Source organism: Streptomyces sp. NBC_00236, from assembly GCF_036195045.1.
Lineage (GTDB): Bacteria > Actinomycetota > Actinomycetes > Streptomycetales > Streptomycetaceae > Streptomyces.
Map to the genome: position 1 here is coordinate 5,277,928 of NZ_CP108100.1, position 23,440 is coordinate 5,301,367.

21 protein-coding genes are annotated in these 23,440 nt (G+C 69.7%); 7 read left to right on the plus strand and 14 right to left on the minus strand.

Annotated elements, in window-relative coordinates; translation table 11 throughout:
* Nucleotides 1–71: 71 nt before the first annotated feature.
* From OG446_RS23880 to OG446_RS23890, 3 genes are all read right to left on the minus strand, one after another.
* On the minus strand, nucleotides 72–1,070 hold the full coding sequence (locus tag OG446_RS23880; RefSeq protein ID WP_328895942.1) for a sigma-70 family RNA polymerase sigma factor: 999 nt from the start codon (nucleotides 1,068–1,070) through the stop codon (nucleotides 72–74).
* A gap of 99 nt (nucleotides 1,071–1,169) precedes the next feature.
* A complete protein-coding gene (locus tag OG446_RS23885) occupies nucleotides 1,170–1,895 on the minus strand; it encodes a L,D-transpeptidase family protein (protein WP_389257551.1) in 726 nt (241 codons plus the stop codon).
* Nucleotides 1,896–1,980: 85 nt separating this feature from the next.
* On the minus strand, nucleotides 1,981–3,300 hold the full coding sequence (locus tag OG446_RS23890) for an MFS transporter (RefSeq protein ID WP_328895944.1): 1,320 nt from the start codon (nucleotides 3,298–3,300) through the stop codon (nucleotides 1,981–1,983).
* A gap of 62 nt (nucleotides 3,301–3,362) precedes the next feature.
* On the opposite strand from OG446_RS23890, the gene OG446_RS23895 reads away from it, so the two are divergent.
* Complete coding sequence (locus OG446_RS23895; protein WP_328895945.1) at nucleotides 3,363–4,316, plus strand: LysR family transcriptional regulator; 954 nt, start codon at nucleotides 3,363–3,365, stop codon at nucleotides 4,314–4,316.
* Between the two features lie 10 nt (nucleotides 4,317–4,326).
* Here the strand turns inward: OG446_RS23895 and OG446_RS23900 are convergent, their stop codons facing one another.
* The 3 genes from OG446_RS23900 to OG446_RS23910 all read right to left on the minus strand — a co-directional run bounded on the left by OG446_RS23900 (nucleotide 4,327) and on the right by OG446_RS23910 (nucleotide 6,053).
* Nucleotides 4,327–4,884 carry a hypothetical protein gene (locus OG446_RS23900; protein ID WP_328895946.1) on the minus strand — a complete coding sequence of 186 codons (558 nt, stop codon included), beginning with the start codon at nucleotides 4,882–4,884 and terminating at the stop codon, nucleotides 4,327–4,329.
* Nucleotides 4,885–5,016: 132 nt separating this feature from the next.
* Nucleotides 5,017–5,208 (minus strand): DUF397 domain-containing protein, encoded by a 192-nt coding sequence (locus tag OG446_RS23905; protein WP_328895947.1) that lies wholly within the window; start codon nucleotides 5,206–5,208, stop codon nucleotides 5,017–5,019.
* On the minus strand, nucleotides 5,205–6,053 hold the full coding sequence (locus OG446_RS23910) for a helix-turn-helix domain-containing protein (RefSeq protein ID WP_328895948.1): 849 nt from the start codon (nucleotides 6,051–6,053) through the stop codon (nucleotides 5,205–5,207). The genes OG446_RS23905 and OG446_RS23910 overlap by 4 nt, the downstream gene beginning before the upstream one ends.
* Before the next feature lie 144 nt (nucleotides 6,054–6,197).
* Between OG446_RS23910 and OG446_RS23915 the strand changes: the two genes are divergently transcribed.
* Nucleotides 6,198–6,644, plus strand: coding sequence for an ATP-binding protein (locus OG446_RS23915; protein WP_328895949.1), 447 nt, complete (start codon nucleotides 6,198–6,200; stop codon nucleotides 6,642–6,644).
* A 28-nt stretch (nucleotides 6,645–6,672) separates the two neighbouring features.
* Here OG446_RS23915 and OG446_RS23920 read toward each other — a convergent pair whose 3' ends face one another.
* Nucleotides 6,673–6,990: a hypothetical protein gene (locus tag OG446_RS23920; protein WP_328895950.1), complete on the minus strand. Its 318-nt coding sequence runs from the start codon at nucleotides 6,988–6,990 to the stop codon at nucleotides 6,673–6,675.
* A gap of 69 nt (nucleotides 6,991–7,059) precedes the next feature.
* On the opposite strand from OG446_RS23920, the gene OG446_RS23925 reads away from it, so the two are divergent.
* Complete coding sequence (locus OG446_RS23925; RefSeq protein WP_328895951.1) at nucleotides 7,060–7,962, plus strand: LysR family transcriptional regulator; 903 nt, start codon at nucleotides 7,060–7,062, stop codon at nucleotides 7,960–7,962.
* 6 nt (nucleotides 7,963–7,968) lie between these two features.
* Here OG446_RS23925 and OG446_RS23930 read toward each other — a convergent pair whose 3' ends face one another.
* Nucleotides 7,969–9,054 (minus strand): phage baseplate protein, encoded by a 1,086-nt coding sequence (locus OG446_RS23930; RefSeq protein WP_328895952.1) that lies wholly within the window; start codon nucleotides 9,052–9,054, stop codon nucleotides 7,969–7,971.
* Between the two features lie 410 nt (nucleotides 9,055–9,464).
* Between OG446_RS23930 and OG446_RS23935 the strand changes: the two genes are divergently transcribed.
* Together OG446_RS23935 and OG446_RS23940 are read left to right on the plus strand one after the other, a co-directional pair.
* Nucleotides 9,465–15,986, plus strand: a complete 6,522-nt coding sequence (locus tag OG446_RS23935; RefSeq protein WP_328895953.1) for an RHS repeat-associated core domain-containing protein — start codon at nucleotides 9,465–9,467, stop codon at nucleotides 15,984–15,986.
* 41 nt (nucleotides 15,987–16,027) lie between these two features.
* Nucleotides 16,028–16,819 (plus strand): DUF4253 domain-containing protein, encoded by a 792-nt coding sequence (locus tag OG446_RS23940; protein ID WP_328895954.1) that lies wholly within the window; start codon nucleotides 16,028–16,030, stop codon nucleotides 16,817–16,819.
* 13 nt (nucleotides 16,820–16,832) lie between these two features.
* On the opposite strand, the gene OG446_RS23945 is transcribed toward OG446_RS23940, so the two are convergent.
* Complete coding sequence (locus tag OG446_RS23945) at nucleotides 16,833–17,510, minus strand: alpha/beta hydrolase (protein WP_328898400.1); 678 nt, start codon at nucleotides 17,508–17,510, stop codon at nucleotides 16,833–16,835.
* A gap of 254 nt (nucleotides 17,511–17,764) precedes the next feature.
* On the opposite strand from OG446_RS23945, the gene OG446_RS23950 reads away from it, so the two are divergent.
* Both OG446_RS23950 and OG446_RS23955 read left to right on the plus strand, forming a co-directional pair.
* Nucleotides 17,765–18,919 carry an adenosine deaminase gene (locus OG446_RS23950; protein ID WP_328895955.1) on the plus strand — a complete coding sequence of 385 codons (1,155 nt, stop codon included), beginning with the start codon at nucleotides 17,765–17,767 and terminating at the stop codon, nucleotides 18,917–18,919.
* A 134-nt stretch (nucleotides 18,920–19,053) separates the two neighbouring features.
* Nucleotides 19,054–19,368, plus strand: a complete 315-nt coding sequence (locus tag OG446_RS23955) for a hypothetical protein (protein WP_328895956.1) — start codon at nucleotides 19,054–19,056, stop codon at nucleotides 19,366–19,368.
* A 90-nt stretch (nucleotides 19,369–19,458) separates the two neighbouring features.
* Here the strand turns inward: OG446_RS23955 and OG446_RS23960 are convergent, their stop codons facing one another.
* The 5 genes from OG446_RS23960 to afsQ1 form a co-directional block, all read right to left on the minus strand.
* A complete protein-coding gene (locus OG446_RS23960; protein ID WP_148020372.1) occupies nucleotides 19,459–19,665 on the minus strand; it encodes a PspC domain-containing protein in 207 nt (68 codons plus the stop codon).
* Between the two features lie 103 nt (nucleotides 19,666–19,768).
* Complete coding sequence (locus OG446_RS23965; protein ID WP_328895957.1) at nucleotides 19,769–20,338, minus strand: VanZ family protein; 570 nt, start codon at nucleotides 20,336–20,338, stop codon at nucleotides 19,769–19,771.
* A gap of 94 nt (nucleotides 20,339–20,432) precedes the next feature.
* A complete protein-coding gene (locus OG446_RS23970) occupies nucleotides 20,433–21,077 on the minus strand; it encodes a hypothetical protein (protein ID WP_328895958.1) in 645 nt (214 codons plus the stop codon).
* A complete protein-coding gene (locus OG446_RS23975; RefSeq protein ID WP_328895959.1) occupies nucleotides 21,074–22,612 on the minus strand; it encodes a HAMP domain-containing sensor histidine kinase in 1,539 nt (512 codons plus the stop codon). Before OG446_RS23975 ends, OG446_RS23970 begins: the two co-directional genes overlap by 4 nt.
* The gene (gene afsQ1, locus OG446_RS23980) at nucleotides 22,609–23,286 is read right to left on the minus strand and encodes a two-component system response regulator AfsQ1 (protein WP_185095372.1); all 678 of its coding nucleotides are present in this window, start codon (nucleotides 23,284–23,286) and stop codon (nucleotides 22,609–22,611) included. The genes OG446_RS23975 and afsQ1 overlap by 4 nt, the downstream gene beginning before the upstream one ends.
* Nucleotides 23,287–23,440: the final 154 nt, after the last annotated feature.

Sequence of the window (23,440 nt, forward strand, 5' to 3'; positions counted from 1 at the left end):
CTGCGTGAACCCCCACCCCGCGACGGCCAGCACCACCCACCCGGCAACCAGCCCCCGCAGCAGCCGCGGCCTCACGCGGCATCGGCGTCCAGGTGATCGGGCAGCCCGAACAGCGGGAACCAGCGCGGGGTGTCCAGGAAGCAGTGCATCCCCGTGATCGCCCCGTCCTGGATGTCGATGACCTGCACGGCCCACGGCACGAACCCGGGCCCGTCCGGATTCGGCTTGTAGTGCGCGAACGCCGGGGTGCCGTTCGCCGACGTGGCGATCAGCCGGGAACCTTCGCAGGACGCGCCGATCGACGTCATGAACCCCGCGATGTCGTCGTGCCCCTGGAGCCAGAGGTCGAACGGCGGCATGGTCATCACGGCGTCCTCGTGGAGGAGCGCGGTCAGGGCCTTCATGTCGTAACCCTCGAACGCCGCCACATACCGCTCCAGGAGCTTGCGCTGCTCCTCGTCGAGCGGGTCCGCCGCATCAGCCGTGGCGGCGTCGCCCTGGTGATCGGTCAGCGTGGCCCGCGCCCGCTGGAGCGCGCTGTTGACCGAGGCGACCGAGGTGTCGAGCAGCTCGGCGACCTCGGCCGCCTTCCACGCCAGCACCTCGCGCAGGATCAGCACCGCCCGCTGCTTCGGCGGCAGGTGCTGGAGCGCGGCGACGAACGCGAGCCGTACCGACTCACGTGCCACGGCGGCCTCCGCCGGGTCCGCGACCGACGGCAGGATCCGCCCGTCGGGCATCGGCTCCAGCCAGGTGTTCTCCGGCAGCGGATTGAGCGCGGCCTGCGCGAGCGGCGTCGGGCCGGACAGATCGACGGGCCTGGCCCGCTTGTTGCCCGCGTTGAGCATGTCGAGGCAGACGTTCGTCGCGATGCGGTAGAGCCAGGACCGCAGCGAGGACCGGCCCTCGAACTTCTCGATGTTGCGCCACGCGCGCACCAGCGTGTCCTGGACCGCGTCCTCCGCCTCGAAGGCCGAGCCGAGCATCCGGTAGCAGTACCCGGTCAGCTCGACCCGGTGTCCTTCCAAACGACTGTCGATATCGCTCGTCGTCGCCGTCAGATCAGTCATCGCTCTCGCTCACCCCTGTTGCGCTGTGACACCGCTCACTTCAGCACTTCGGAAGCTACCGCAGGGCACTGACAACGGGGGCGGGAAGAGCAGAAGCGGTCACGTCCCGGGCTTGCGCCCGTACACGTACACGTCGTCGCCGTTCTTCAACAGGTTCCAGTATGACTTCGCGTCGGCGGTGCGCATGTTGACGCAACCGTGCGAGCCCGGCGGGTTCCACATCTTCACGCCGACCGCGTGGAACGCCTGCCCGCCGTCGAAGAACTGCGAGTACGGCATCTTCACGTGGTAGATCGACGAGACGTGGTTCTTGTGCTTCCAGTAGATCTTCTTGGCACCGGTCCGCGTCTCGTACCCGTTCCGCCCGGTCCGCACCGGCACCGGTCCGAACTTCAGCTTGCTGCCGTCCTGGATCCAGGTGATCTGCCGGGTGAGGTCGACGCAGGCGATGCGCCCCTTGTTCGTGGGGCACTTCTTGGCCTTGTTCGGGGTCTTCCCGGCCGCCTTCTGGGCGGCGAGCGTCTGCATGGTGCGCCAGGTGACCGGCCCGGCGTAACCGATCGTGGGGGTGACGCCGTACTTGCTCTGGAACGACCGGATCGCCTTGCAGTCGGCGGCGGACTGCTTGCCGTCCACCTTCAGGTGCAGGTACTTCTCGACCTGCTTCTGGTACGGCCCCCTGGACGTCGTGCACGACGCCGCCTCGGCCGTGCCGCCGGTGCCGAGCACGAACGCCGGTACCGCCGTCAGACCGGCGACGGCCAGCGCGAGCCCGCGCCGCGTCCGTACACCCTTCACGTTCCGTATGTTCTCCACGACTCCCATAACCGCCAACTCCCCTTCGCGCACAGTGCGGTGATTCCGCCTGCTAGACGCGCGTCGGGGAGTGGATGGTTGTGCGCCGAATGTCTCAGTTCTGTACGGAGACGAGTCCGGCCGGCCGCATCCGCTCCGCGCGGGCCGCCCGCGTCCCGTACAGCGTGATCGAGACGACACCGAGTACGGCGGCCAGTCCCAGCGCGACCGTGCCCGCCCAGCCACCGGCGTGGAAGGCGACCGCGCCGAGCGTGCCGCCCGCGCTGGAGCCCAGGTAGTACGCCGACTGGTAGAGCGCCGACGCCTGGGCGCGGCCCGTGGTGGCGGTGCGGCTCACCGAGGACGAGGCGACCGCGTGCCCGGCGAAGAAGCCGGCCGTGATCAGGACCAGGCCGAGGAGCACGGCCACCAGCTGGTCGGCCAGCGAGAGCAGCAGACCGGCGGCCGTGGTGGAGACGGCGAGGTAGAGCGCACCCCGGCGCCCCAGCCGGGCGACGAGCTTCCCCGCAGCCGCGGAGGAGACTGTACCGACCAGATAGACGAGGAAGATCGACCCGACCACACCCTGCGGGAGGCTGAACGGCGCCTCGACGAGCCGGTAGCCGATCACCGTGTAGACCGCGCCGAACACCGTCATGAACAGTGCGCCGATCGCGTACAGCCGCCGCAGCAGCGGATCGGCGAGGTGCCCGCCGACGGTCCTGGCGAGGGCCTTCGGGTTCAGCGAGCCGGGAGAGAAGTGCTTGGCCCGGGGGATCATGAAGTGGAAGACGACGGCGCAGGCCACGGCCAGCAGCCCGACCGCTCCGAGCGCGGCCCGCCAGCCCCACGCCTGGGCGACCCAGCCGGTGAGGATCCGGCCGCTCATCCCGCCGATGCTGTTACCGGCCACGAACAGCCCGATCGCGGCGACGAGCGCCTTCGGCCGGACCTCCTCCGCCAGGTACGCCATCGCGGAGGCGGGCAGACCGGCGAGCGCCGCACCCTGGACCGCGCGCAGCGCGATCAGCCAGCCGAGCGAGGGCGCGAACGGCACGAACAGCCCCACGGTCACCGCGACCACCAGCGAAGCGGTCATCATCTGCCGCCGCCCGAACCGCTCGGACAGCGCGCTCATCGGCAGCACACACAGCGCCAGCGCACCCGTCGCGGCGGACACCGTCCAGCTCGCCTGCCCCGCCGTGGCGCCGAAGGAGGCGGAGACGGCGGGCAACAGGGCCTGGGTGGAGTAGAGGAGCGCGAAGGTCGCGACACCGGCGGCGAAGAGCGCGAAGCTCATCCGGCGATAGCCGGGGCGTCCGGGCTCGAGCCGGTCTGCGGTGGCGGACGCGACGGGAGCGGCTGCGGCGACGGGGGACGACTGGGTCGAGGCGGCCACGATGAGGGTGGACGCCCCGGTACTGGCAGGAGGCATGCCACGAACGTATGCCGCCGCCTTTCATGCGTCCAATGCACAAACGCGCAATAATCAATCCCATGGCGCATCAGCACAGCTCACAGCCTCGGCTGTCACCAAGCAGTTACGAAGAAGACATCCGCGCGGTCCTCGCGCCGCGCCTGGCGTACTTCGAGGCCGTGGCCCGCCACGAACACGTGACCCGTGCCGCGCACGAGCTCGGCGTCCCCCAGTCCACGCTCTCGCGGGCCATGGTCCGCCTGGAACAGGACCTGGGCGTGGCCCTGTTCGCCCGCAAGGGCCGCACGGTCTCCCTCACCCCCGCGGGCCGCACCTTCCTCGGCTCGGCGGAACGGGCACTCGCGGAGGTGGAGAAGGCCGCCGACTCGGTACGGGCCGACGCCGACCCCACCGCCGGCAAGGTCGCCTTCGGCTTCCTCCACACGATGGGCTCGGAAACCGTCCCCGCCCTCATCCGCGCCTTCCGCGTCGACCACCCCCGGGTCCGCTTCCAGCTCGTCCAGAACTACGGCGAAGCCATGATCGAACGCCTCCGCGCCGGCGGCCTCGACCTCTGCCTCACCTCACCCGTCCCGGACGCCCCGGACCTGGTCGCCCGCCGCCTGGACGAACAGCGCCTGCGCCTGGTCGTCCCCGAGGACCACCGCCTGGCCAGCCGCCGCCGCATCCGCCTGGCGGAGGCCGCCGACGAAACCTTCGTCACCCTGGAACCCGGCTACGGCCTGCGCCGCATCACGGACGACCTCTGCACGGAGGCGGGCTTCGTCCCCCGCGTCGCGTTCGAGGGCGAGGAGGCGGAGACCCTGCGCGGCCTGGTCGCGGCCGGCCTGGGCGTGGCCCTGCTCCCGCCTCCGGCGGTGGCCCGCCCGGGGGTGGTGGAACTGACGGTGACGGCACCGCGGGCCGCTCGGGAGATCGGGGTGGCGTGGCTGGACGGTCACCCGGACACCCCGCCGGTGGCGGCGTTCAAGAAGTTCCTGCTGTCGCGGCGGGGGAATTTGCTGCCGGACTGAGGGACACGGCTCAGTACGGAGCCATCACCAGGTCGCCGATCACCTGGAGCCCTACCTGCGCGGCCAGCCAGGGCGCGCGCTCGGCCTCGATCTGCTTCACGTGGACGAAGACGGTGTGATCGGTGGCCGGTTGCTCCAGGTCGAGGTCGCGGACGTTGACGCACAGGGTCACGAAGGCGCCCCTGGATCCTCCGTAGCCCAGGCCTACCTCGGGGGCGGCCGGCCAGCCCTCGAAGTCCCACCGCACGGTGGCTGGGGTGTCATGCAACGATTTGAGGAACGGTCCCACCGTCTCCGGGTCCGCTGCCCGGGCCCTCACGCGAATGGGCAGATGGGCCGACGGATCGTCGCCGGCCTCCGACGACGCCTCACTGTCACCTTCGGCGTACCACATCGCCCGCGGCAACACCTCCAACAGAGGCGTCAGGGTTCTTGTCGAGGAGACGCGTGCCTCGTAGTCGATTTCGAGCTCTCGCAGGTCAGCGATCGCAAGCAACCGCTCGACAACGCGCAGCCCTTCCGACAGATCGGTGGTTCTGAGGACGGGTTGCGCATACGAGTTGGCCATGGGCGGTGATTCTGTCGAGCTCAGCGCTGCGGCGCGACCAAGTTTCGTACGCCGAACGCCTCTCGGCCCCGTAGGCCTCCAGGCATGTCCGCCGGCGAATCGGCGGCGATCAGGGCACGGGAGTGCCGCTGATCAGGACGCGGCGGTGGACGCGTACGCCGTGAAGTCCGACCAAGCGGCCGTGGAGACGGCGAATGGGCGCCGGTCGGTGTCCTTGGAGTCGCGGACGTGGACGGTGCGGGCGGCCAGGGCGACCTCGACGCAGTTGTCGCCATCGCCGCCGCTGTAGCTGCTCTTGAACCAGTTCAGCTCTGTGGTGCTCATAGCGCTCCTCGCATCCGTTCCAGCAAGCTCACCGTAGCCCGGCAATCCAGGGCCTGGGAACGCAGCTTGCCATAGCGCTGGAGCAGGATGCTGACTTCGCTCGGAGCGGTGAGCAGGGCGCTTGAGCGGTGGCCCTCGGTGTAGCCGAACCACTGGTTGGCCTGGCTCTCGGCCAGATACATCTGCCCGTCGATCCCCGTGTGGTCCTGTTGTCGGAGCGGCATGACCTGGATCTCCACGTTGGTGTACCGCCCGATGTGCAGCAGGTGGTCGATGACGAGGGCGGTCACGCGCGCCCCGCCCACCTGGCGCTCCAGGATGCCCTGCTCGATGACGAAGCTGAAGGCGGTGTTGGGGCGTTCGCACAGGAGCCGCTGACGTTCGAGCCGAGCCGTGACCTGTCGTTGAATCTGTGTCTCCGTGAGAGGCGGCAACTGGCGTTCAAACACGGCCCGGATGTATCCCTCGGGCTGTAACAGCCCAGGAATCCCCCGGCACTCGTACGCATACAGCGTGATCGCTTCCTCCTCGATCCCCGCCCACTGCTGGAACCAGGAGGCGAGCCCGGCCCTCCTGCGCAGACTCCGCGCGGCGGCGCCGAGGACCTTGCCCGCGACCGCCCCCAGGGCCTCCGCTGCCCGTTCCGGGAGGTTCTCCGGCGGGAACCGCTTGCCCTGCTCGATCTTGGCGATGTAGGCGGGCGAGTACTGCACGCGGGGTGCGAAGTCCTCCTGGGTGAGGCCGGCGGCTTCGCGCAGGGCCTTCAGTACGGCCCCGAACGTCCGCAGGCTGTCGGACAGCTCGGGCTCGCCGCTCGTCGTGGTGCTCTCGTGGTCCGCCGTCATCGCCGCCCCGTCTTTCGCGCATCGATCAACGCGACAATGATCACGGACGGTTACCCACCCCGTCCAGAGCGTCAACCCATACAGAGGGATCTGTATGGGTGTTGTTCCTGCTGGCGCGGGTGGTCCAGGCGGAACGCTGGGCGCATGACAGCACTGCAAGCCCAACCGCCCGTAACCGTAAGCGTGTTCGTCCAGAGGTGTTCTGCCACCCGCCGGGGCGCGACCCTCGCGCGGCGGCTGGCCGTGTGGAAGCTCGACGCCTGGGGGGTCCCGTACGGCACGCAGCTCTCCGACACCGTGGCCCTGCTCGTCGCCGAGCTCGCGGCCAACGCGGTCCTGCACGGGCGGGTTCCGGGGCGCGACTTCGAGCTGCGGCTCGTGTACGCGTACGGGACCGGAGTCGTACGCGTCGAGATCTCCGACACCCACGAGGCCCGCCCGGACCCCGCCGCCGTGCCCCGGCCCGACCCGGAGGCCGACGGGGGCAGGGGCCTCCTCATCGTGGAGGCCCTCGCCTCCCGCTGGGGCGTGAGCGATCGGGTCGGGCCGGGCAAGACCGTGTGGGCGGAGGCGGGACCGGTTGCCCGGTGAGAGCCGAGCGGGTCCGGGTCCGGCTCCGTCAGGAGAGGGGCTCGTGGTTGGCCCAGACGACCTTGTAGGCGTGGCGGGACTGCCAGCGCTTGATGACGTCATCGAGGCCGGGGGCCGTGAACGAAGCGTTGAGGGCGTCGAGGCCGGCGAGGGCGATCTGCACGATCGCGGTGGCCGTGGGTAGGGGGCTGTGCTCCTCGGCGGGTACGCGGATGTGGCGCGACGCCGCGAACGTCTGGATCTGCCCCGAGTCGCGCATGACCTGTTCGATGTCCTTGAGGAACTGATCCAGCTCGGTGTCCGGGACGGGCTCGGTGAAAGAGACGATCATTGTGTGGTGAATCATGGGTCAATCGAACCTCGCCCCAGGAACGAAGTCCAAGACCGATTGATTCTTCGGCGATAACCTGGAGGCATGAGTGATCTGGAGACGCGTGAGCTGGAGTACTTCGTCGCGGTCGCCGAAGAGCTGCACTTCGGCCATGCCGCCGCGCGCCTCGCCATCGCACAGCCGGCGCTGTCGAAAGCGATTCAACGGGTCGAATCCCGACTCGGCGTTCAGCTGCTCCTGCGCTCCAGCCGCCGCGTGTCGCTGACCCCGGCCGGGGAGGCCCTGCTGCACCACGGCCGCCACGCGCTCAACGCGGTGAGCGCGGCGGCCCGGAGTGCGCGCCGGGCCGGTGACGTCCAGGCGCAGCTGCGGCTGGTGATCAAGCCCGGTGGTGATGCCAACCTGCTGTCCGGGATCCTCGCCGCGTACGCCGGTCAGCCCGATGCACGCAGGGTGGACGTCCTGTTCGGCGGCGCCACCGACCGGGCCGACTATCTGCGTGACGGCAGAGCCGATGTGGCGCTGCTGTACGCGCCGTTCGACGACCTCACGGGACTGGAGTCCGAGACGCTGTTCGTCGAAGGGCGCGTGGCGATTCTGCCCCGGGACCACAGGCTGGCCGCGTACGACGAACTGCGCATGGCCGACCTGGAGCACGAGACGCTGCCGCGCTGGAAGGGGGTGCCCGGCGGCGGGACCGGGCCGGAGATCGGGGACGTGGCGCAGATGACGCAGATGATCATGCTCGGCCGGACCATCGCGATCCTGCCGCGCTCGTCCGTCGAACCGGTTCACCCGGGGCTGGTCTACAGGCCGGTGGTCGATGCGGCGCCCAGCCGCCTGGTCGTCGCGTGGTCGCAGCTGGACCAGCGGCCCCTCGTCGCCTCGTTCGTCGCCGCAGCGGTCGCCGCGAGCCGGTCGCAGCCGGGAGTTGGCGCTGGGGCGCGTCCCGACAGGCTGAGTCGTACGAACTCGTCCAAAAGATGACAGCCCTTAGACCAGGGCGTCCTTGTAGTAGAAGCTGGCCCGCTTGTTGGTGTCGGTGGCCGATGTCGTGGAGGCGAATCCGGTGACCAGCCGGGCGGCCGTGGGCTTCGTGGTGTCCGGGATCTGGATCGCGAGACCCTCGGGCTCGCGGAAGGCCAGGCTCTTGCCGGCCTCGGAGAGGCGGCGTTCGGTCCGGGTTCCGGTGTTCCAGTCGATGACCGACTGGTAGGTGTTGCCCGGTGCCGGGTTGGTGCTTCCGTAGGCCGAGCCCTCCAGGAGGTAGAGGTACTGGCCGAAGGTGGTGAAGCCCTGGAACGGCGGCGGGCTCGCGATGTCGGTCGGTTGCATGACGTGGGCGAGCTGGGTGTACGTGCCCGCGGTGAAGGTCGCGAGGTCGTACAGGCCGAACTGGAAGGCGCCGCCCAGCCGGTATCGGAGCGCGAGCCGCTTCGACGCCGGGTCGATGGCGATGGTCGTGCGGTCGGCGCCTGCTACCGGGGTGAACTTGGCGACCTTGGACGAGTTCGCGGTGAGCACCGTGCCGTTGGCGAACTTGAACCGGCCGATGCGGCTGCCCCAGCCGATGTTCTTGGACGCGTCGGTGGGGTAACTGGGGTCGGGTGCCTCGACGGATTCGGTCTCTGTCCACAAGTAGGCGCCGTTGCCCGACGGTTCGACGGCGATGGAGACGCCGTGGCCGAAGCCCTTGAGGTACATGCGGCCGAGTTTGGCGCCGGTCCAGTCGAGTTCGGTGACGCAGAGGTCGCCGTACTTCGCCCGCTCGTCGCCGGTGTACGTGCGTGTCTCGCCCGGGAGCTGGCGGCTTCCCTGCACCAGGCTCACGACGTACAGGTGCTTGTTGGTGTTGTCGAAGGAGAAGGACTGCAGGACGCGGGTCTCCTGGAGGGCAATCTCGCGGAACAACTCGTTGGACGGGTCCTTGAGGTCGAAGCGCGTCGAGGCGCCGACGGCGGCGCCGGCCGGGCCGCCGCTCGCCAGGGTCATTGCCGTGCCTGCCGCGGCCACGCCGAGTGCCCCGGCAGCCCAGGCGAACAACTGACGGCGTCCGATCGCGGATCTCTTGCTGTCCATGACTGAATCCCACCCTCTGCTGGCCTTGCGCTTCGGCCGTCGGCGCACGGTCCGGTGCGCTGCCGCAGCCGGAATGCCGTAGCCCTCCGACGGCGGGGCAGGTCCGGCCCGACCGGGATTGAATCACCAGATCGCCCCCCGCGCCACCACGGGCCGAAATGCGCTGTCCCGGACGTAACTGCAGGTCAAAGGCCTGGAGGCAATGTGGCGTGTGTCACTGTGAGGTGTGGGTGATCGGTCGCTTAATCGCAGGTTGCGGATGATTTGTAGATCTTCTTTGAATCTTCTCGCTGATCTAGCCTCTGCTCGGACTGTCTGTCACCGGCCTGTGCCGAAGCCGTGAGCGGCGGTCTGCTGCGCTGCCGGACTCGGAAGGCGGCTGTCCTTCAGGGGTGGGAGTGAGCTTTGTGATGTCCGGACGGGTGAGACAACTGGCGCTGGTGGTGTCCGGCGCGCTGGTGACAGGGTTGCTGGGCGCCCAGGTACCGGCCGTGGCCGCGGCGTCGGCCACGGTGGCGACGGCCCGGGACCAGGTGAACGTGGCCGCGCAGAAGCCCGGCCGGGCGCGCGGTGACGGAGCAGCCGAACCGACTGCGACGAAGGCGCTCACGCCGGTATGGCCCAAGAAGGCCAGAGCCCGGCTGGACCTGTCGGCCGTTCCCGTCGGGTCGGCCCTGCCCGTGGCTCCCGAGGGCGCCGCCGATCCCACGAAGGCCGCCGCCGTCCGGGTCGGACCCGCACCGCGCGGTGAGGCCCGGATCAAGTCCGAGGCCGTGCAGGTCCCCGCCGACTCGCCGTCCGACGTGGACGTCGAGGTGCTCGACCGGGCGGCACTCGCCCCGGTCGGTGCGGCAGGGCTCGGCGTGAAGGTGACGCGGCGCGACGGCGAGGCCGAGGCCGGCCCCGTCGAAGTCACCCTGGACTACTCCGACTTCAAGTACGCCTACGGGGGTTCCTTCGCCTCGCGCCTGCGCCTGGTCAAGCTGCCCGCCTGCGCTCTCACGACCCCCGAGGCGAAGGGCTGCTCGGCCGGCAGTACGGACTTCGTGAAGGCCACGAACGACGTCGAGTCCGGAACGCTCACGGCCACCGTCCAGGCGGACGCCGACCCTGCGGCGACCGCGCCGCCGGTGCTCGACCAGGACCTGTCCGGGCTGCGCTCGGGGCAGACGCTGCAGGCGTCGGCGGCCGTCGCGTCCGGCACGGTGTACGCGCTCGCCTCCTCCTCGTCGTCGGACGCGGGTGACTACCGGGCATCCACGCTGAGCCCCGCCGGTACGTGGAACGTGTCCACCGGGTCGGGCGCGTTCACGTACAACCTGCCGATCCAGGTGCCCGAGCCGCCGACGGGCGACGCCCCCGGCCTCGCACTCTCGTACAACTCGCAGTCCGTCGACGCGATGACGTCCTCGGAGAACACCCAGGCCTCCTGGTCCGGTCTCGGATGGAACCTGGGGATCGGCTTCATCGAAAGGCGTTACCGGGGATGCCAGGACGACGGGACGGGAACCGGCTGGGTCGGTGACCTCTGCTGGGACTCGCCGAACTCGGCCAAGGAGATCGACGGCGCGGTCTACGTCATCAGTCTCAACGGCGTGACGTCCGAACTGATCCAGGACAACGGCGGCACCGGCTGGTACCACGTCAAGGACGACCCGGGCTGGCGGGTCCAGCACCTGACCGGTGGGCACGGGTCGGACGACGAGTACTGGGTCGTCTCCAGCCAGGAGGGCATGCGCTACTACTTCGGCTGGGGCCGCTCGGAGCGGACCGGCGGGGCCACGAGCTCGGTCCTGACCGTGCCGGTGTTCGGCAACGACGCCGGCGAGCCCGGTTACAGCGGCGGTGTCGGTGTGCAGACGCAGGCCTACCGCTGGGGCCTGGACCGGGTGGTGGACGCGCAGGAGGTGGAGTCGGCCTACTTCTACGAGAAGGAGACCAACCACTACCGCTCCGTACTGCTCGGGGACAAGGCGCGGTCCTACGACTCCGCCGCCTACCCCGTCCGGATCGAATACGGCTGGGCCTCGCAGATCCCCGGCGCGCAGCTGCCCGCCAAGGTGGACCTGTCCTACGTCGGGCGCTGCGTGGAACGCATGGCCGACAAGGACCCGCTGGCGAGCGAACCGGCCGCGTGCCCCGGAATTTCCACCCACGCCGCTTCCTACCCCGACGTACCCACCGACCTCATGTGCGACGGCACATCGGCCGACGACGGCTGTCGCACCATCACGGGTGAGACCTACTCGCCGACGTTCTTCGCGACCAGGATGCTGTGGGACATCAAGACCTATGTCCGCGACAACGACAGCGCGGCATGGGATCCGGCGATGCAGTACCAGATGAAGTACGGGCTGCCGAATCCCGAAGGCACCGTCGACAGCACGCTGTGGCTGGACTACATCCAGCGCAAGGGGTACGGCGACGGTGACGACATCACGCTGCCGACGATCAACATCAACGGCGAGTGGCGCGACAACCAGCTCGGCGGTGGGGTGCTCAACTTCCGCCGGGTGACGCAGATCCACGGTGACCTCGGGTCGTTCACCGACGTCACCTATCGCAACTACGACGAGCAGGACCGCTGCGACATCGACAGCCTGCCCAGCGAGTCGAACAACACCCAGGCCTGCTTCAGGCAGAAGTGGACGCCCGAGGGCGCGACCGAGGCGAAGACCGGGTGGTTCAAGAAGTACGTCGTCTCGAAGGTGAGCGTGGATCCCGGCCCGGGGGCCGGGGCGGCGAACGACGGCGATCCGGTGATGACCACCACCTACGACTATGTGGGCAAGCCGGCCTGGGCGTTCCCCAACGACCCGCTGACCAAGGACGAGGACGAGTCCTGGACGGACTGGCGTGGTTACCAGCAGGTCGAGGTGCACACCGGGACCAAGGACAACGCCGCGTCCGTCTACCACTGGCTGTACCGCGGCATGGACGGCGACCGCACGTCGAAGACGGACCCTTCCGCGACGCGGAGCGTGACCGTTTCGGACGGGGACAACGCGACCTCCAGTGTGACCGACCATGCCTGGCTGAGCGGCCGGGAGCTGGAGACCAGCCTGCGGGACGGCTCGGGTCAGTCGCACCAGCGGGTCTGGCACGAGTACTGGACCCACAACACCGCGCAGTACGACGGTCTGCCCGACGCCCGGTTCGTGCGTGAGTCCAAGACCACCACGCACGAACTGACGTCCACCGGCTGGCGCGAGCACATCGTCAAGAACGAGTTCGACGACGCCGAACCGGCCAGCACCAAGTACGGCCTGCCGATGCGCACCAACGACTGGGGTCTCACCGACACGGACGACAACCGCTGTGTCACGTACGGCCGCGCCTACAACACCGACCTGTTCACCGATTCCGCCGTGCAGCGCTGGATGGTGATGACGGACGAGACCCGGCACTACGCGGCCGACTGCGCGGCACGCGGCACGGCCAACGCGGACGCCTACGAGGTGACGCTGTACGACGGCGCCACCTCCGTGGACACCAACAAGCCCGTCGACGGCAACATCACGGCGTCGCGGAGGTACACCGACTCCACGCACTACCGGCAGACGACGTTCGGCTACGACGCGGCCGGGCGGATGACCTCCAGCACCGACGGCAAGCAGCAGACGACGACCACGGTGTACAGCCCGGCGACCTCGTGGCCCGTGGACGGGGTCAGGACGACCGTCCCCGACCCCGACGGGACCGGCCCGTCGACGGCGTCGAGCAGTACCACCTGGTACTCACGACTGTGGGGCACTCCGTACCGCATCCTCGACGCCAACGGCCGCACCACCCGGGTCGTCTCCGACTCGGTGGGGCGTACCCATCAGGTGTTCAAGCCCTCGCAGATCGGCGCCTACCCCGACGGAACCCCGTCGCTGCAGTTCGACTACGCGGTCACCACGCAGGACAACAGCGAGGGTGTGCCGGACCTGGTCGCGGGAACCCCGCCGAAGATCACGACCCGGACGCTCCAGACCGGATCGACGGTCGCGACCAGTCACAGTTTCACCGACGGCCTCGGCCGGGTCAGGGAGACGCAGACCCCCGCGGCCACCGGAACCGGACGGACCGTCGTCTCCACGCGCTACGACACGTCGGGCAACGTGACGGGGACCAGCGCGCCGTTCTACAACACCGGCACTGCCGGCTCGGGCATGGTGCTCCCCACCGTCGACAGCCTCCCGTCCTACACGGACCTCGTCGTCGACTATGCGGGGCACACCACCCAGACCCGGCTGATGACCAAGGGCAGTCCCCAGATCCAGAACCAGGCGTCGACCAACTACCACGGTGACTACACCACCGCCGTTCCTCCCGTGGGCGCCCGCACGAACACGTACACGAACGTCTTCGGCGAGATCACCAGGATCGTGGAGTTCGGTCCCTCGACCTACAGCACCCTGTACGAGTACACCCGCAGCGGTGATCTCGCGAAGGTCACTGACGCGAAGGGCAACATCACCCGCTACACGTACAACTGGCTGGGCGAACGGCTCTCCACGACCGACCCCGACGCGGGTACCTCGTCCGTCACGTACGACGAGAACGGCAACGTCGCGACCGTCACCGACGCCAACAACGTGACGCTGACCCACACCTACGACCGTCTCGACCGGCCGTTGACCATCCAGAACGGCGCCACGCTGCTGTCGAGCAGGACGTACGACTCCGTGCCCGGGGGAATCGGTCTGCAGGCCTCCGCCACGGCCTACTCCGGGGGCTTCGGCTACCGGACCGACGTGACCGGCTACGACGTCAACGGCCAGCCGACCGGCACCCAGGTCGTCATCCCCGCGGACGGATCGGGACTGGAGGGCACCTACGCGGCGTCCTACGAGTACGACGCCGCCGGACGCCAGAGCAGCATCAGCTACCCCGCCACGGCAGGCCTGCCGGCGGAGAAGGTGACGAGTACCTACGACGCCTTCGGCCTGCCCGAGAAGGTCCTCAGCCCTCTCGCCACCTACGTCGACGCCACGGACTTCGACAACATCGGCCGGCTCGTCGGACGCAGTTACGGAACCGCTGCCACCACGCCCACGACGGCCCGGCGCACCTACACCTACGACGACGTCACCGGTACCGGCTGGCTGAAGAACATCAGCACCACCACGAGCAGCAAGGGCATCGTCCAGAACGACGACTACCTCCGTGACGCCGGCGGGCAGCTCACCGACCTGACGGACAGACTCACCTCGCAGCGCCAGTGCTACACCTACGACGAACTCAACCGACTCTCGAAGGCGTGGACGTCCGCAAGCGCGGCCGGGTGCGGCGGGCCGTTCAGCCCCGACCTCGCCACGGGGACCGATCCGTACCAGCTCGACTACACCTACGACGGCATCGGCAACCTGCAGAAGGTCACCAGCACGACGGCTGCGGGCAGCACGGCGCGGGACTACGTCTATCCCGGCTACTCCGCCGACCAGCAGACCTACACGCCCGGTGCGGCCCGCCCGCACGCGGTCGCCGGCGTCAAGTCACCGGCCGGCACCGACACCTACGCCTACGACAACGCGGGTCAGATGACCTCGCGCACGGTCGGTGGCGTGACCACCGGCTTCGTCTGGAACGAACTCCACCACCTCGCCGGGACGACGGGGGCGGACGCCGGAAGCTACGTCTACGACGCGGAGGGCAATCTCCTGCTCCGCAGGAGCAAGGACGGCAACACCCTCTACCTGGGCAGCCAAGAGGTGAGAAAGGCCGGCAGCACAGCCGCCCGGGGCACCCGGTACTACGCCGGCGGGACCAGCGCCGTCGCCATGCGCGTCGCCGGTACCGGTGACGGCACCGTCACCTGGCTGATGTCGGACCAACAGGCCTCCACACAGGTCGCCGTGGATGTGGCGACCGGTGCGGCGGTCCGCAGACGCTACCTTCCGTTCGGCGCGCAGCGCGGCAGTTCCGGACTGCCGGCGGGAACCGACCGGGGATTCCTCGGCAAGTCGGAGGACAGCGTCCTGGGCATCAGTATTCTCGGTGCCCGCCTCTACGACGCGAACCTGGGCCGTTTCCTCAGCGCCGACCCGGTCAGTACACCGTACGACCCACAGAACATGAGCGCCTACAGCTACGCGCGCAACAACCCCGTGGGCCTGTCGGACCCGAGCGGCATGGCCCTTCCGGAATGCCTGACGGGCGAGATCAAATGCCAGGGCGGACTGCCGGTCAGCAGCGGAGGCAAGGACCCCGCACCTTCGGCCCCCTCCATCAAGTACGACAAGGGGTTCCGTGCCGACATCGTCCATGACTCGCACGGGAACAAGTACCGGATAGGCGAAGAGCCGGGCATCACCCGTGACGAGATCGACGTCCGCAACTACATGAACGACCGCGAACGGCAGCAGGGCACCTTCTCGGACGGCAAGGACGGCGGCAGTGGTACGGAATACCGGCCGGTCAATCCCATCAAGGGGCAGAAGCGCGGCAACGGCACGTCCGACCTGGTGCGGCTCACCTGGAAGGACGGCAAGTTGATCAAGGTGGACTCGGTCGACATCTACACGCCGCTGGAGGGGAAGAACGGGCCGGCTCCGATCCTCAAGAGCGTCGGCAAAAAGGTCGGGCAGACGGATGAGGTGATCGTCTACTACAAGGAGGGAACGGCCGCGGCGGCGGACAAGATAGGAAAGGCCCTCCCCAGCGATCTGAAGCTGAACGACGTGCACATCGTGGCGGAGGACGGAAAGTACTTCCGCAGCTTCGGCGGTGCGGGCTCCGCCCTCGGTCCTCCCGAGACCCCGTCCACGCCCCGGCCGAGCGTCGACCCCCCGAAGACGGGCGGTACGCGGGCGCCCATGGGCGGAAAGATGATGCGCGGCGCGGGTATTCTCGGCGAACTGTTCCTTTGGTACGACGCGTACAAGGTCGCCAAGGGCGACGACGTCTGCCCGTGGCCCATGGAATGTGCTTCACCGGAAATCCTTTAGGAACAAGGCCCGTCGTCATGGCGGAGGAGGGGGCATTCGACATGCTGGATGACCTGACGTCTTTCATCGCCGCGACGACGGGCCTTGCCGTTTCCTCGGTCGAGAGCGCTCGACCGCCCCGGGGAGGCGTGCTCCACGGGTTCGCCTGCCCGCCCGACGCGCGCACGGACGCATGGCGGCGGCTTCGCTCGGAGTTCTCCAGGACGGGGCTCTGGCCCTTCGTCAGCCATCAGCGGCCGACGGACTGGGACTGGGACGAGACGCGGTCGGGAGCCCAGCACGTCGCGGAGCCGGCCGGTCACCGCCCCGTCCTGGAAAGGCTGCTGGCGGAGCAGAGCGGACAACTGAGGCTCGGTGTTCCCGGTGCGGGGCCGCCGGCCGACGGACTCGACGCGCTGGTGGAATCACTGACCCGCGCCATCGGTGACGGGGCGGCGCCGGCCCGGGGACTCGACCCGGACGAGGTCTTCGCCCGGCCGCCCGGCTGGATCTGTCTGGCGCCTGTCGCGGACCCGTCCGGCCTGCCGGAACTCCTCGACGCACCCGACACGGTCAACTGGACGTCGGACGCGCCCGACGCGACCCTCGGATACGCCGACCACTCGGCCGTACTCCGTGAATGGAACGTGCGTTACGGCGCCGTGCCCTACCAGATCGGGAGCAGGACACTGGTGCTCGCCGTGAAGCACCCGCCCGTGTCCCGGCGGGAGACCGCACGCGTGGCCCTTGAGCAGTTCGCCTACTGCCCTGATCTGGAGCAGGTCCTGGGCGGCCCCGTCGCGATCGCGCAGCGCCAGGCGGGCGCGGACCGATGGTTCTTCCACTGGGACTGAACCCCTCTCCGCCTCACCCCCGCAACGACTTCCCGAACCCCGCGGCCAGCGGCATCCGCAGGCCCAGCGGGGGCGGGGCCGCCAGGGCGTCCGCGACCGGGCGGGCGTAGCCGCGGCCGAAGAGCGAGCCGCGGACGAAGTCGGCGGCCAGGGCGGCTACTTCGGCGTGGTGCTGGCGCAGTGCGTGGCCGTCCGAGTGGACCTCGAAGCGGCAGGTGTCGCGGTTGGACTTCTTCGCGCGCTCGGCCAGGCGGAACGACAGCTCCGGGTCCGAGCGGGCGTCGTTCGTGCCGTGGATCAGCAGGACCTGGCGGCCGACCAGGTGCTTGACCGGTTCCGGTTCGGCGTCCGGGTCGCCGGGGAGCCAGGGGGCCATGGCGAGGACCGAGGTGACCGCGGAGTGGCCGCCCGCGCGGAGGGCGGCGCGGCCGCCCATGCCGTGGCCGGCCAGGCAGACGGGGATGTCGCCGTAGCGGCGTACGACCTCGTCCACCGCCCATTCGGCGTCCGCCGCGTGGTGGGCTTCCGTCGTGTTCCAGCCGCGGCATCGGTAGTGGACGACGTGGGCGGCGAGGCCGTCGGTGCCGCCGGCGCGGGCCAGGGACCGGGCCAGGGGGAGCTGGAGGGCGTACGTGAGAGGGGAGGGGCGGCGGTGCGAGTAGGGCTCGCCGTCCGGGAGCAGCAGGACCACGCCGCTGACCGTGGTGGATTCTCCGGCCGTCCTGACGGCCCGTCCCAGCCTTGCAGCAGGCAGGGGGAGTGCGCGCTGTGCCATGACGTAACAGTGTCAGAAGGGCAGGTGTACGCCACCCGTATTCGCGGTCTCTGTTACGTATCGGCGGGCCGCGCCCGGCGGCGCTCCGCGCGGGTGGGGCGCGGTCTCTGTTACGTATCGACGGGCGGCGTCCAGCGGCGCTCTACGCGCGTAGGCGTTAGAGTGCGTGGATGATGAGCCCGACCCTCAATGTGCCCGGCCAGGATCAGATCCGGCGTGCCCCCAAGGTCCTTCTCCACGACCACCTCGACGGCGGCCTGCGCCCCGGGACGATCGTCGAACTCGCGGCGGCGGGCGGCTACGACGGCCTCCCGGAGACCGATGCCGACAAGCTCGGCATCTGGTTCAGGGACGCCGCCGACTCCGGGTCGCTGGAGCGCTATCTGGAGACGTTCGCCCATACGTGTGCCGTGATGCAGACCCGCGACGCGCTGGTCCGGGTCGCCGCCGAGTGCGCGGAGGACCTGGCCGCCGACGGTGTCGTCTATGCCGAGATCCGGTACGCCCCCGAGCAGCACCTGGAAGCCGGTCTGAGCCTCGAAGAGGTCGTCGAGGCCGTCAACGAGGGCTTCCGCGAGGGAGAGCGCCGGGCGCGGAAGGACGGGAACCGGATCAGGGTGGGCGCGCTGCTCACCGCGATGCGGCACGCCGCACGGTCGCTGGAGATCGCGGAACTGGCCAACCGCTACCGCGAGCAGGGCGTCGTCGGCTTCGACATCGCGGGCGCCGAGGCGGGCTTCCCGCCCACCCGGCACCTCGACGCCTTCGAGTACCTCAAGCGCGAGAACAACCACTTCACCATCCACGCCGGCGAGGCCTTCGGCCTGCCGTCGATCTGGCAGGCCATCCAGTGGTGCGGCGCCGACCGGCTCGGCCACGGCGTCCGCATCATCGACGACATCGAGGTCGCCGAGGACGGCAGTGTGAAGCTCGGCCGCCTCGCCTCGTACGTACGGGACAAGCGCATCCCGCTGGAGCTCTGCCCGACGTCCAACCTGCAGACCGGTGCCGCGGCCTCGTACGCCGAGCACCCGATCGGGCTGCTGCGCCGGCTTCACTTCCGGGCCACCGTGAACACGGACAACCGGCTGATGAGCGGGACGAGCATGAGCCGGGAATTCGAGAAGCTGACCGAGACCTTCGGATACACGCTCGATGACATGCAGTGGTTCACCGTCAATGCGATGAAATCAGCATTCATTCCTTTCGATGAACGTCTGGCGATGATCAGTGACGTCATCAAGCCCGGATACGCCGAGCTGAAGTCCGAATGGCTCTTCGAGCAGACCGCTGCGACCAGCGTGTCTACCTCGGTCGCCGGCTGAACGGACGCCTTCGGGGAACGGCCGGGAATCACTTTCCCGGCCGTTTTCCGCGTTTTCCGATGTTTGCGGGACGGGCAGAAGGCTGACTACGTTGCAGAGCCGCTCACATCCCCTTCCCCAAGGATGAATTTCACATGAAGCAGTCTGCTGCCAGGACTCTCGGCGTCGCCGCTCTCGGTGCCGCTTTCGCCGCTGCCGCCGCCGGTACGGCGTCCGCCTCCGCGCTGCCGCTGGAGGCCGCGACCAGCGCCCTGCCCGTCGCCGGCGCACTGGCGAACGCCACGTCGACCCTGCCGGTCCAGGACACCGCCACCGAGCTCCTCGGCACCAGCCAGACGAAGGTCCTGGGCGACGCCACCGCTCCCGTCCAGGGGCTCATCGGCGGGATGCCCGCCGGTGGTCTGACGACCAGCGGTCTGTCGGCCAACGGGCTGCCCCTCGGCCGCTGAGGCACGTCACACACACGCCTGTGGGCGGACACCCGGTTCCGGGGTCCGCCCACAGGCGTTGTGCGTACGGGGCTACCAGTCTGTACGGGACTACCAGGCGGTCGCGGCGGACGACGGCCGCTCCTGGGGGAGCAGCAGCCACAGCGCCAGGTAGAGCAGGAACTGCGGGCCCGGCAGCAGGCACGAGACGACGAAGATGATGCGCATGGTCCTCGCCGAGGTGCCGAAGCGCCGTGCCAGCGCTGCGCACACCCCGCCGAGCATGCGTCCGTCACGGGGGCGGGCAAGTGCGGCCATGGTGGGCTCCTTCGCGAACCGTTGCTGAATTACCGAGGAGGGAGCGGGTCGTTGCGCTCCCGGTGTATCCAGGATGGCCCGGGCAACGGGGCAAAGCGTCGCTCTACGGGGCGATACCGACCCTGGAAATCGTCGGGGTCGATCCCTGAGAGGCCGACAGCGACGAGGGCTGGGCCGTGCGCGCCGCCCGGGGCAGCAGGCGTCCCCGCTCCACCTCGCGGCGGCGCTGTCGCGCTCGCCAGGCCGGAACGACCAGGACATGCGCGAGAGCCACGCCGACCGTGTTCAGGAGCAGCGAGTCGACGTCGACCACCTGGCCGGGCACTCCGGTCTGGCCCAGTTCGATGGCCAGCGAGATCAGCGCCCCGGCCGCGACCGTACGGGTCAGTGACGCCCACGGGGAGACGAGAAGCCGGCCTCCGGCCAGCGGCAGCAGCACGCCCAGCGGGGCCAGCAGCAGGAGCTGCTTGCCGATGTGACGGGCGGCGGCGACCGGGCCCAGGGACAGGTCGGCCTTGATTCCGGCGAACGGCTGGAGGTTGGCGGCGGTCATCCACGGCACGTCCAGGGGGCGCAGAGTCAGCCACCCGACGAACAGCAGATGCGCGAGGAGCAGTGACACTCCGACCGCGCGGAAACGGATGACGGCTTGGCCGCCCGAACCTTGACGCACGTCACCCAAGACGCGGGCGGCGGCAGGATCGGTTCCGCTCCGGTGGGGGAGACCTGGCTCACGTGGTTCCCGCGCCGCCCGTGAGCCGGACCGGTCAGGGCAGCTGGGCCGTGTCCGCCGTAGGAACGGCCTTCGGGCTGGCCTTCGTCTCCGTCGTGCACAGGTAGGCGCGCGGTGCGTAGTCGCCCGGGCCGCCGAGTGTCATCGACTCGTCGGGGACGAGCGACTCGCTCTCGGCGAACGTGCAGACGATCTGTGCCAGTGCCTCGGACGGCAGGTCCTCCGGCTGCACGCTGAGACGCAGCGTGCCCTTCGGGTCGCCCGCGTGGGGGCCGTCGACCCGGAGCGTCCCGGGGACGTGCGTGGAGAACCCGGCCTGCTTCTCCGTGTCCGGCGGTTCCAGGCGCAGTTCGTCCAGGAGGGCCCGGGCGATCCGGAGCCGGTCCGACGCCGTCTCCCGGACCTGCACCGCGCGGTCCACGGTGACCAGCTCCGAGGCGCAGACCAGATAGATCTGCACGGGGATGCCCTGCTGGGCCTGGGTGGTGATGTCCTCCGCCGGCATGGCGCACGGCACCCGGGAGGGGGCCGGTCCCGCGTCGACGGGGACCGACGTCGTCCTGATCCCGCAGCCCGTGGCCAGTGCCGCGCAGAGCGCGGCGGCGGCGAGGGCCGCGGCGGGGCGGCGGCCCGGGCGTGGCGCGGCGGGGCGGCGGCCCCGGCGTCCGGTGGGTGTCACGTGGCGTCGTCCTCCTGGTCGGGGATCTCCGCGCCGTGACCCTCGGTGGTGCGGCTCAGCGCCTCCGCGTCACGCGGCAGGCGCAGGACGAATATCGCGCCGTCGCCGTCCGGCGAGTTCGCGGCGGTGATGTCGCCGCCGTGGATGTGCGCGTTCTCCATGGCGATCGAGAGCCCCAGGCCGCTGCCCTCGGAGCGGGGGCGGGAGGCGCTGGCCTTGTAGAAGCGGTCGAAGACGTGCGGCAGCACGTCCTCGGGGATGCCGGGACCGTGGTCGCGTACCTCGATGACGAGGTCGTCGCCCTCGGTCCGCACCGTGACCCGTACGGGTGAACCGCCGTGCTTCAGCGCGTTGCCGATCAGATTGGCCAGGATCACGTCGAGCCGGCGCGGATCGAGGCGGACCATCATGCCGCGCTCGGCGTCCAGGTCCACCGCGTCCAGCCAGGCGCGGACGTCGATGCAGGCGGTCACCTGGTCGGCGACGTCGACGGTGTCGAGGACGAGACGGGCCGTGCCCGCGTCGAAGCGGGTGACCTCCATCAGGTTCTCCACCAGGTCGTTGAGGCGCCGGGTCTCGCTGACCACCAGGTGCACGGCGGGCGCGATCATCGGGTCGAGGCTGTCGGCCTCGTCCTCCAGCACCTCGGCGACCGCGGTGATCGCGGTGAGCGGGGTGCGCAGTTCGTGCGACATGTCGGCGACGAAGCGGCGGCTGGACTCCTCCCGCGCGCTCATGTCCGCGACCTTCTTCTCCAGGGAGCTCGCCGTTCTGTTGAACGTCCGGGAGAGATCGGCCAGTTCATCGGTGCCGGACACCGTGAGGCGGGTGTCGAGCTTGCCCTCACCGAGCTTGCGCGCGGCGTCGCCGAGCCGTTGCACGGGACGCAGCACCGTCGTCGCCGCGGCCTGGGCGAGCAGGGCGGAGCCGACGAGGGCCAGGGCGGTGGCGATCCCCAGTGACCAGGCGAGGGAGTTGAGGTCCTGCCGTTCCTGGTCGAGCGACTTGAGCATGTAGCCGGTCGGGCCGCCGCCGATGATCTTCGTACCGGCGACGAGATACGGCGTGCCGCGGATCGAGGTCCGCTGCCAGAACAGGTGGTACTCGTACTTGTTGCCCGCCTTGACCGGCTGCTTCCTGTCGACCTGCTGCTGGAGCGACACCGGCACGTTGTCGCGGGTGAAGGTGTCCAGGTCGGAGTTGCCGACGATCGGCTTGCCGGGATCGCGCTCGTCGATCAGCAGCACGCTGTAGCCGGGGCTGCTGCTCGCCATCTGCACGGCGGCGGTCTGCAGGTCCTCCTTGGTGGGGTTCAGCGGCAGCGAGGCCGCGCGGCCCTGCATCTCCTGCCGGAAGTCCCCGAGCGCGGAGTCCTGTGTACGGGTCAGCACCGCCTCGCGGTTCAGCCAGTACGCGATCCCGGACGCGGACACCGCGGCGGTCAGCGCGACCAGGGCGAACACGACGACGAGCCGCAGCCGCAGGCTGGTCCAGCGGAGCCCGGCCAGCAGGCTCCGCCGCACAGCCGTGCTCACTGCGGCGAGTCCAGCCGGTACCCCACGCCCCGCACGGTACGGATCAGGGTCGGCGAGGACGGTACGTCCTCCACCTTCGCGCGCAGCCGCTGGACGCAGGCGTCCACCAGGCGCGAGTCGCCGAGGTAGTCGTGCTCCCACACGAGGCGCAGCAGCTGCTGCCGTGACAGGGCCTGGCCCGGCCGGCGGCTCAGCTCCAGGAGGAGGCGCAGCTCGGTCGGCGTGAGCTGCAGGTCCTCCCCGTTCTTCGTCACGGTCATGGCGGACCGGTCGATGACCACGCTGCCGAACGTGGCGGAGTCCGTGGACTCGCGCTCACCGCGGCGCAGCACCGCGCGGATCCGGGCGTCGAGCACCCGGCCCTGCACGGGTTTCACCACATAGTCGTCGGCACCGGACTCCAGACCGACCACGACGTCGATGTCGTCGCTCCGCGCGGTCAGCAGGATGATCGGCAGTTGGTCGGTGCGCCGGATGCGCCGGCACACCTCGAAACCGTCGATCCCGGGCAGCATCACATCCAGCACGACCAGGTCGGGTCGCTGCTCGCGCAGCAGGTTGAGGCCGTCCTCTCCCGTCGCCGCGGTGGCCACACGGTGGCCCTGGCGAGACAGCGAGAGTTCGAGGGCCGTGCGGATGGCGTCGTCGTCCTCGATCAGCAACAGGAAAGGCACGTTGGTCATTCTGACCCATGGGGGTGCCCTAGTTCGACAGTTGGTCCCCTCTCATGCATCCGGCGGCCCCGAATCACGTCCGCGCCGGGCCCTGTGACAGGTCTGTGACAGTCGGCGGACAGGGCCATGAAATCGCCCCGGCAAGCTCGTTGAC

Excerpts from the sequence above, each read along its gene's own strand:
- OG446_RS23880 (WP_328895942.1), bottom strand. The coding sequence starts at position 1,070 with ATGACTGATCTGACGGCGACGACGAGCGATATCGACAGTCGTTTGGAA.
- OG446_RS23885 (WP_389257551.1), bottom strand. The coding sequence starts at position 1,895 with ATGGGAGTCGTGGAGAACATACGGAACGTGAAGGGTGTACGGACGCGG.
- OG446_RS23890 (WP_328895944.1), bottom strand. The coding sequence starts at position 3,300 with ATGCCTCCTGCCAGTACCGGGGCGTCCACCCTCATCGTGGCCGCCTCG.
- OG446_RS23895 (WP_328895945.1), top strand. The coding sequence starts at position 3,363 with ATGGCGCATCAGCACAGCTCACAGCCTCGGCTGTCACCAAGCAGTTAC.
- OG446_RS23900 (WP_328895946.1), bottom strand. The coding sequence starts at position 4,884 with ATGGCCAACTCGTATGCGCAACCCGTCCTCAGAACCACCGATCTGTCG.
- OG446_RS23905 (WP_328895947.1), bottom strand. The coding sequence starts at position 5,208 with ATGAGCACCACAGAGCTGAACTGGTTCAAGAGCAGCTACAGCGGCGGC.
- OG446_RS23910 (WP_328895948.1), bottom strand. The coding sequence starts at position 6,053 with ATGACGGCGGACCACGAGAGCACCACGACGAGCGGCGAGCCCGAGCTG.
- OG446_RS23915 (WP_328895949.1), top strand. The coding sequence starts at position 6,198 with ATGACAGCACTGCAAGCCCAACCGCCCGTAACCGTAAGCGTGTTCGTC.
- OG446_RS23920 (WP_328895950.1), bottom strand. The coding sequence starts at position 6,990 with ATGATTCACCACACAATGATCGTCTCTTTCACCGAGCCCGTCCCGGAC.
- OG446_RS23925 (WP_328895951.1), top strand. The coding sequence starts at position 7,060 with ATGAGTGATCTGGAGACGCGTGAGCTGGAGTACTTCGTCGCGGTCGCC.
- OG446_RS23930 (WP_328895952.1), bottom strand. The coding sequence starts at position 9,054 with ATGGACAGCAAGAGATCCGCGATCGGACGCCGTCAGTTGTTCGCCTGG.
- OG446_RS23935 (WP_328895953.1), top strand. The coding sequence starts at position 9,465 with ATGTCCGGACGGGTGAGACAACTGGCGCTGGTGGTGTCCGGCGCGCTG.
- OG446_RS23940 (WP_328895954.1), top strand. The coding sequence starts at position 16,028 with ATGCTGGATGACCTGACGTCTTTCATCGCCGCGACGACGGGCCTTGCC.
- OG446_RS23950 (WP_328895955.1), top strand. The coding sequence starts at position 17,765 with ATGATGAGCCCGACCCTCAATGTGCCCGGCCAGGATCAGATCCGGCGT.
- OG446_RS23955 (WP_328895956.1), top strand. The coding sequence starts at position 19,054 with ATGAAGCAGTCTGCTGCCAGGACTCTCGGCGTCGCCGCTCTCGGTGCC.
- OG446_RS23960 (WP_148020372.1), bottom strand. The coding sequence starts at position 19,665 with ATGGCCGCACTTGCCCGCCCCCGTGACGGACGCATGCTCGGCGGGGTG.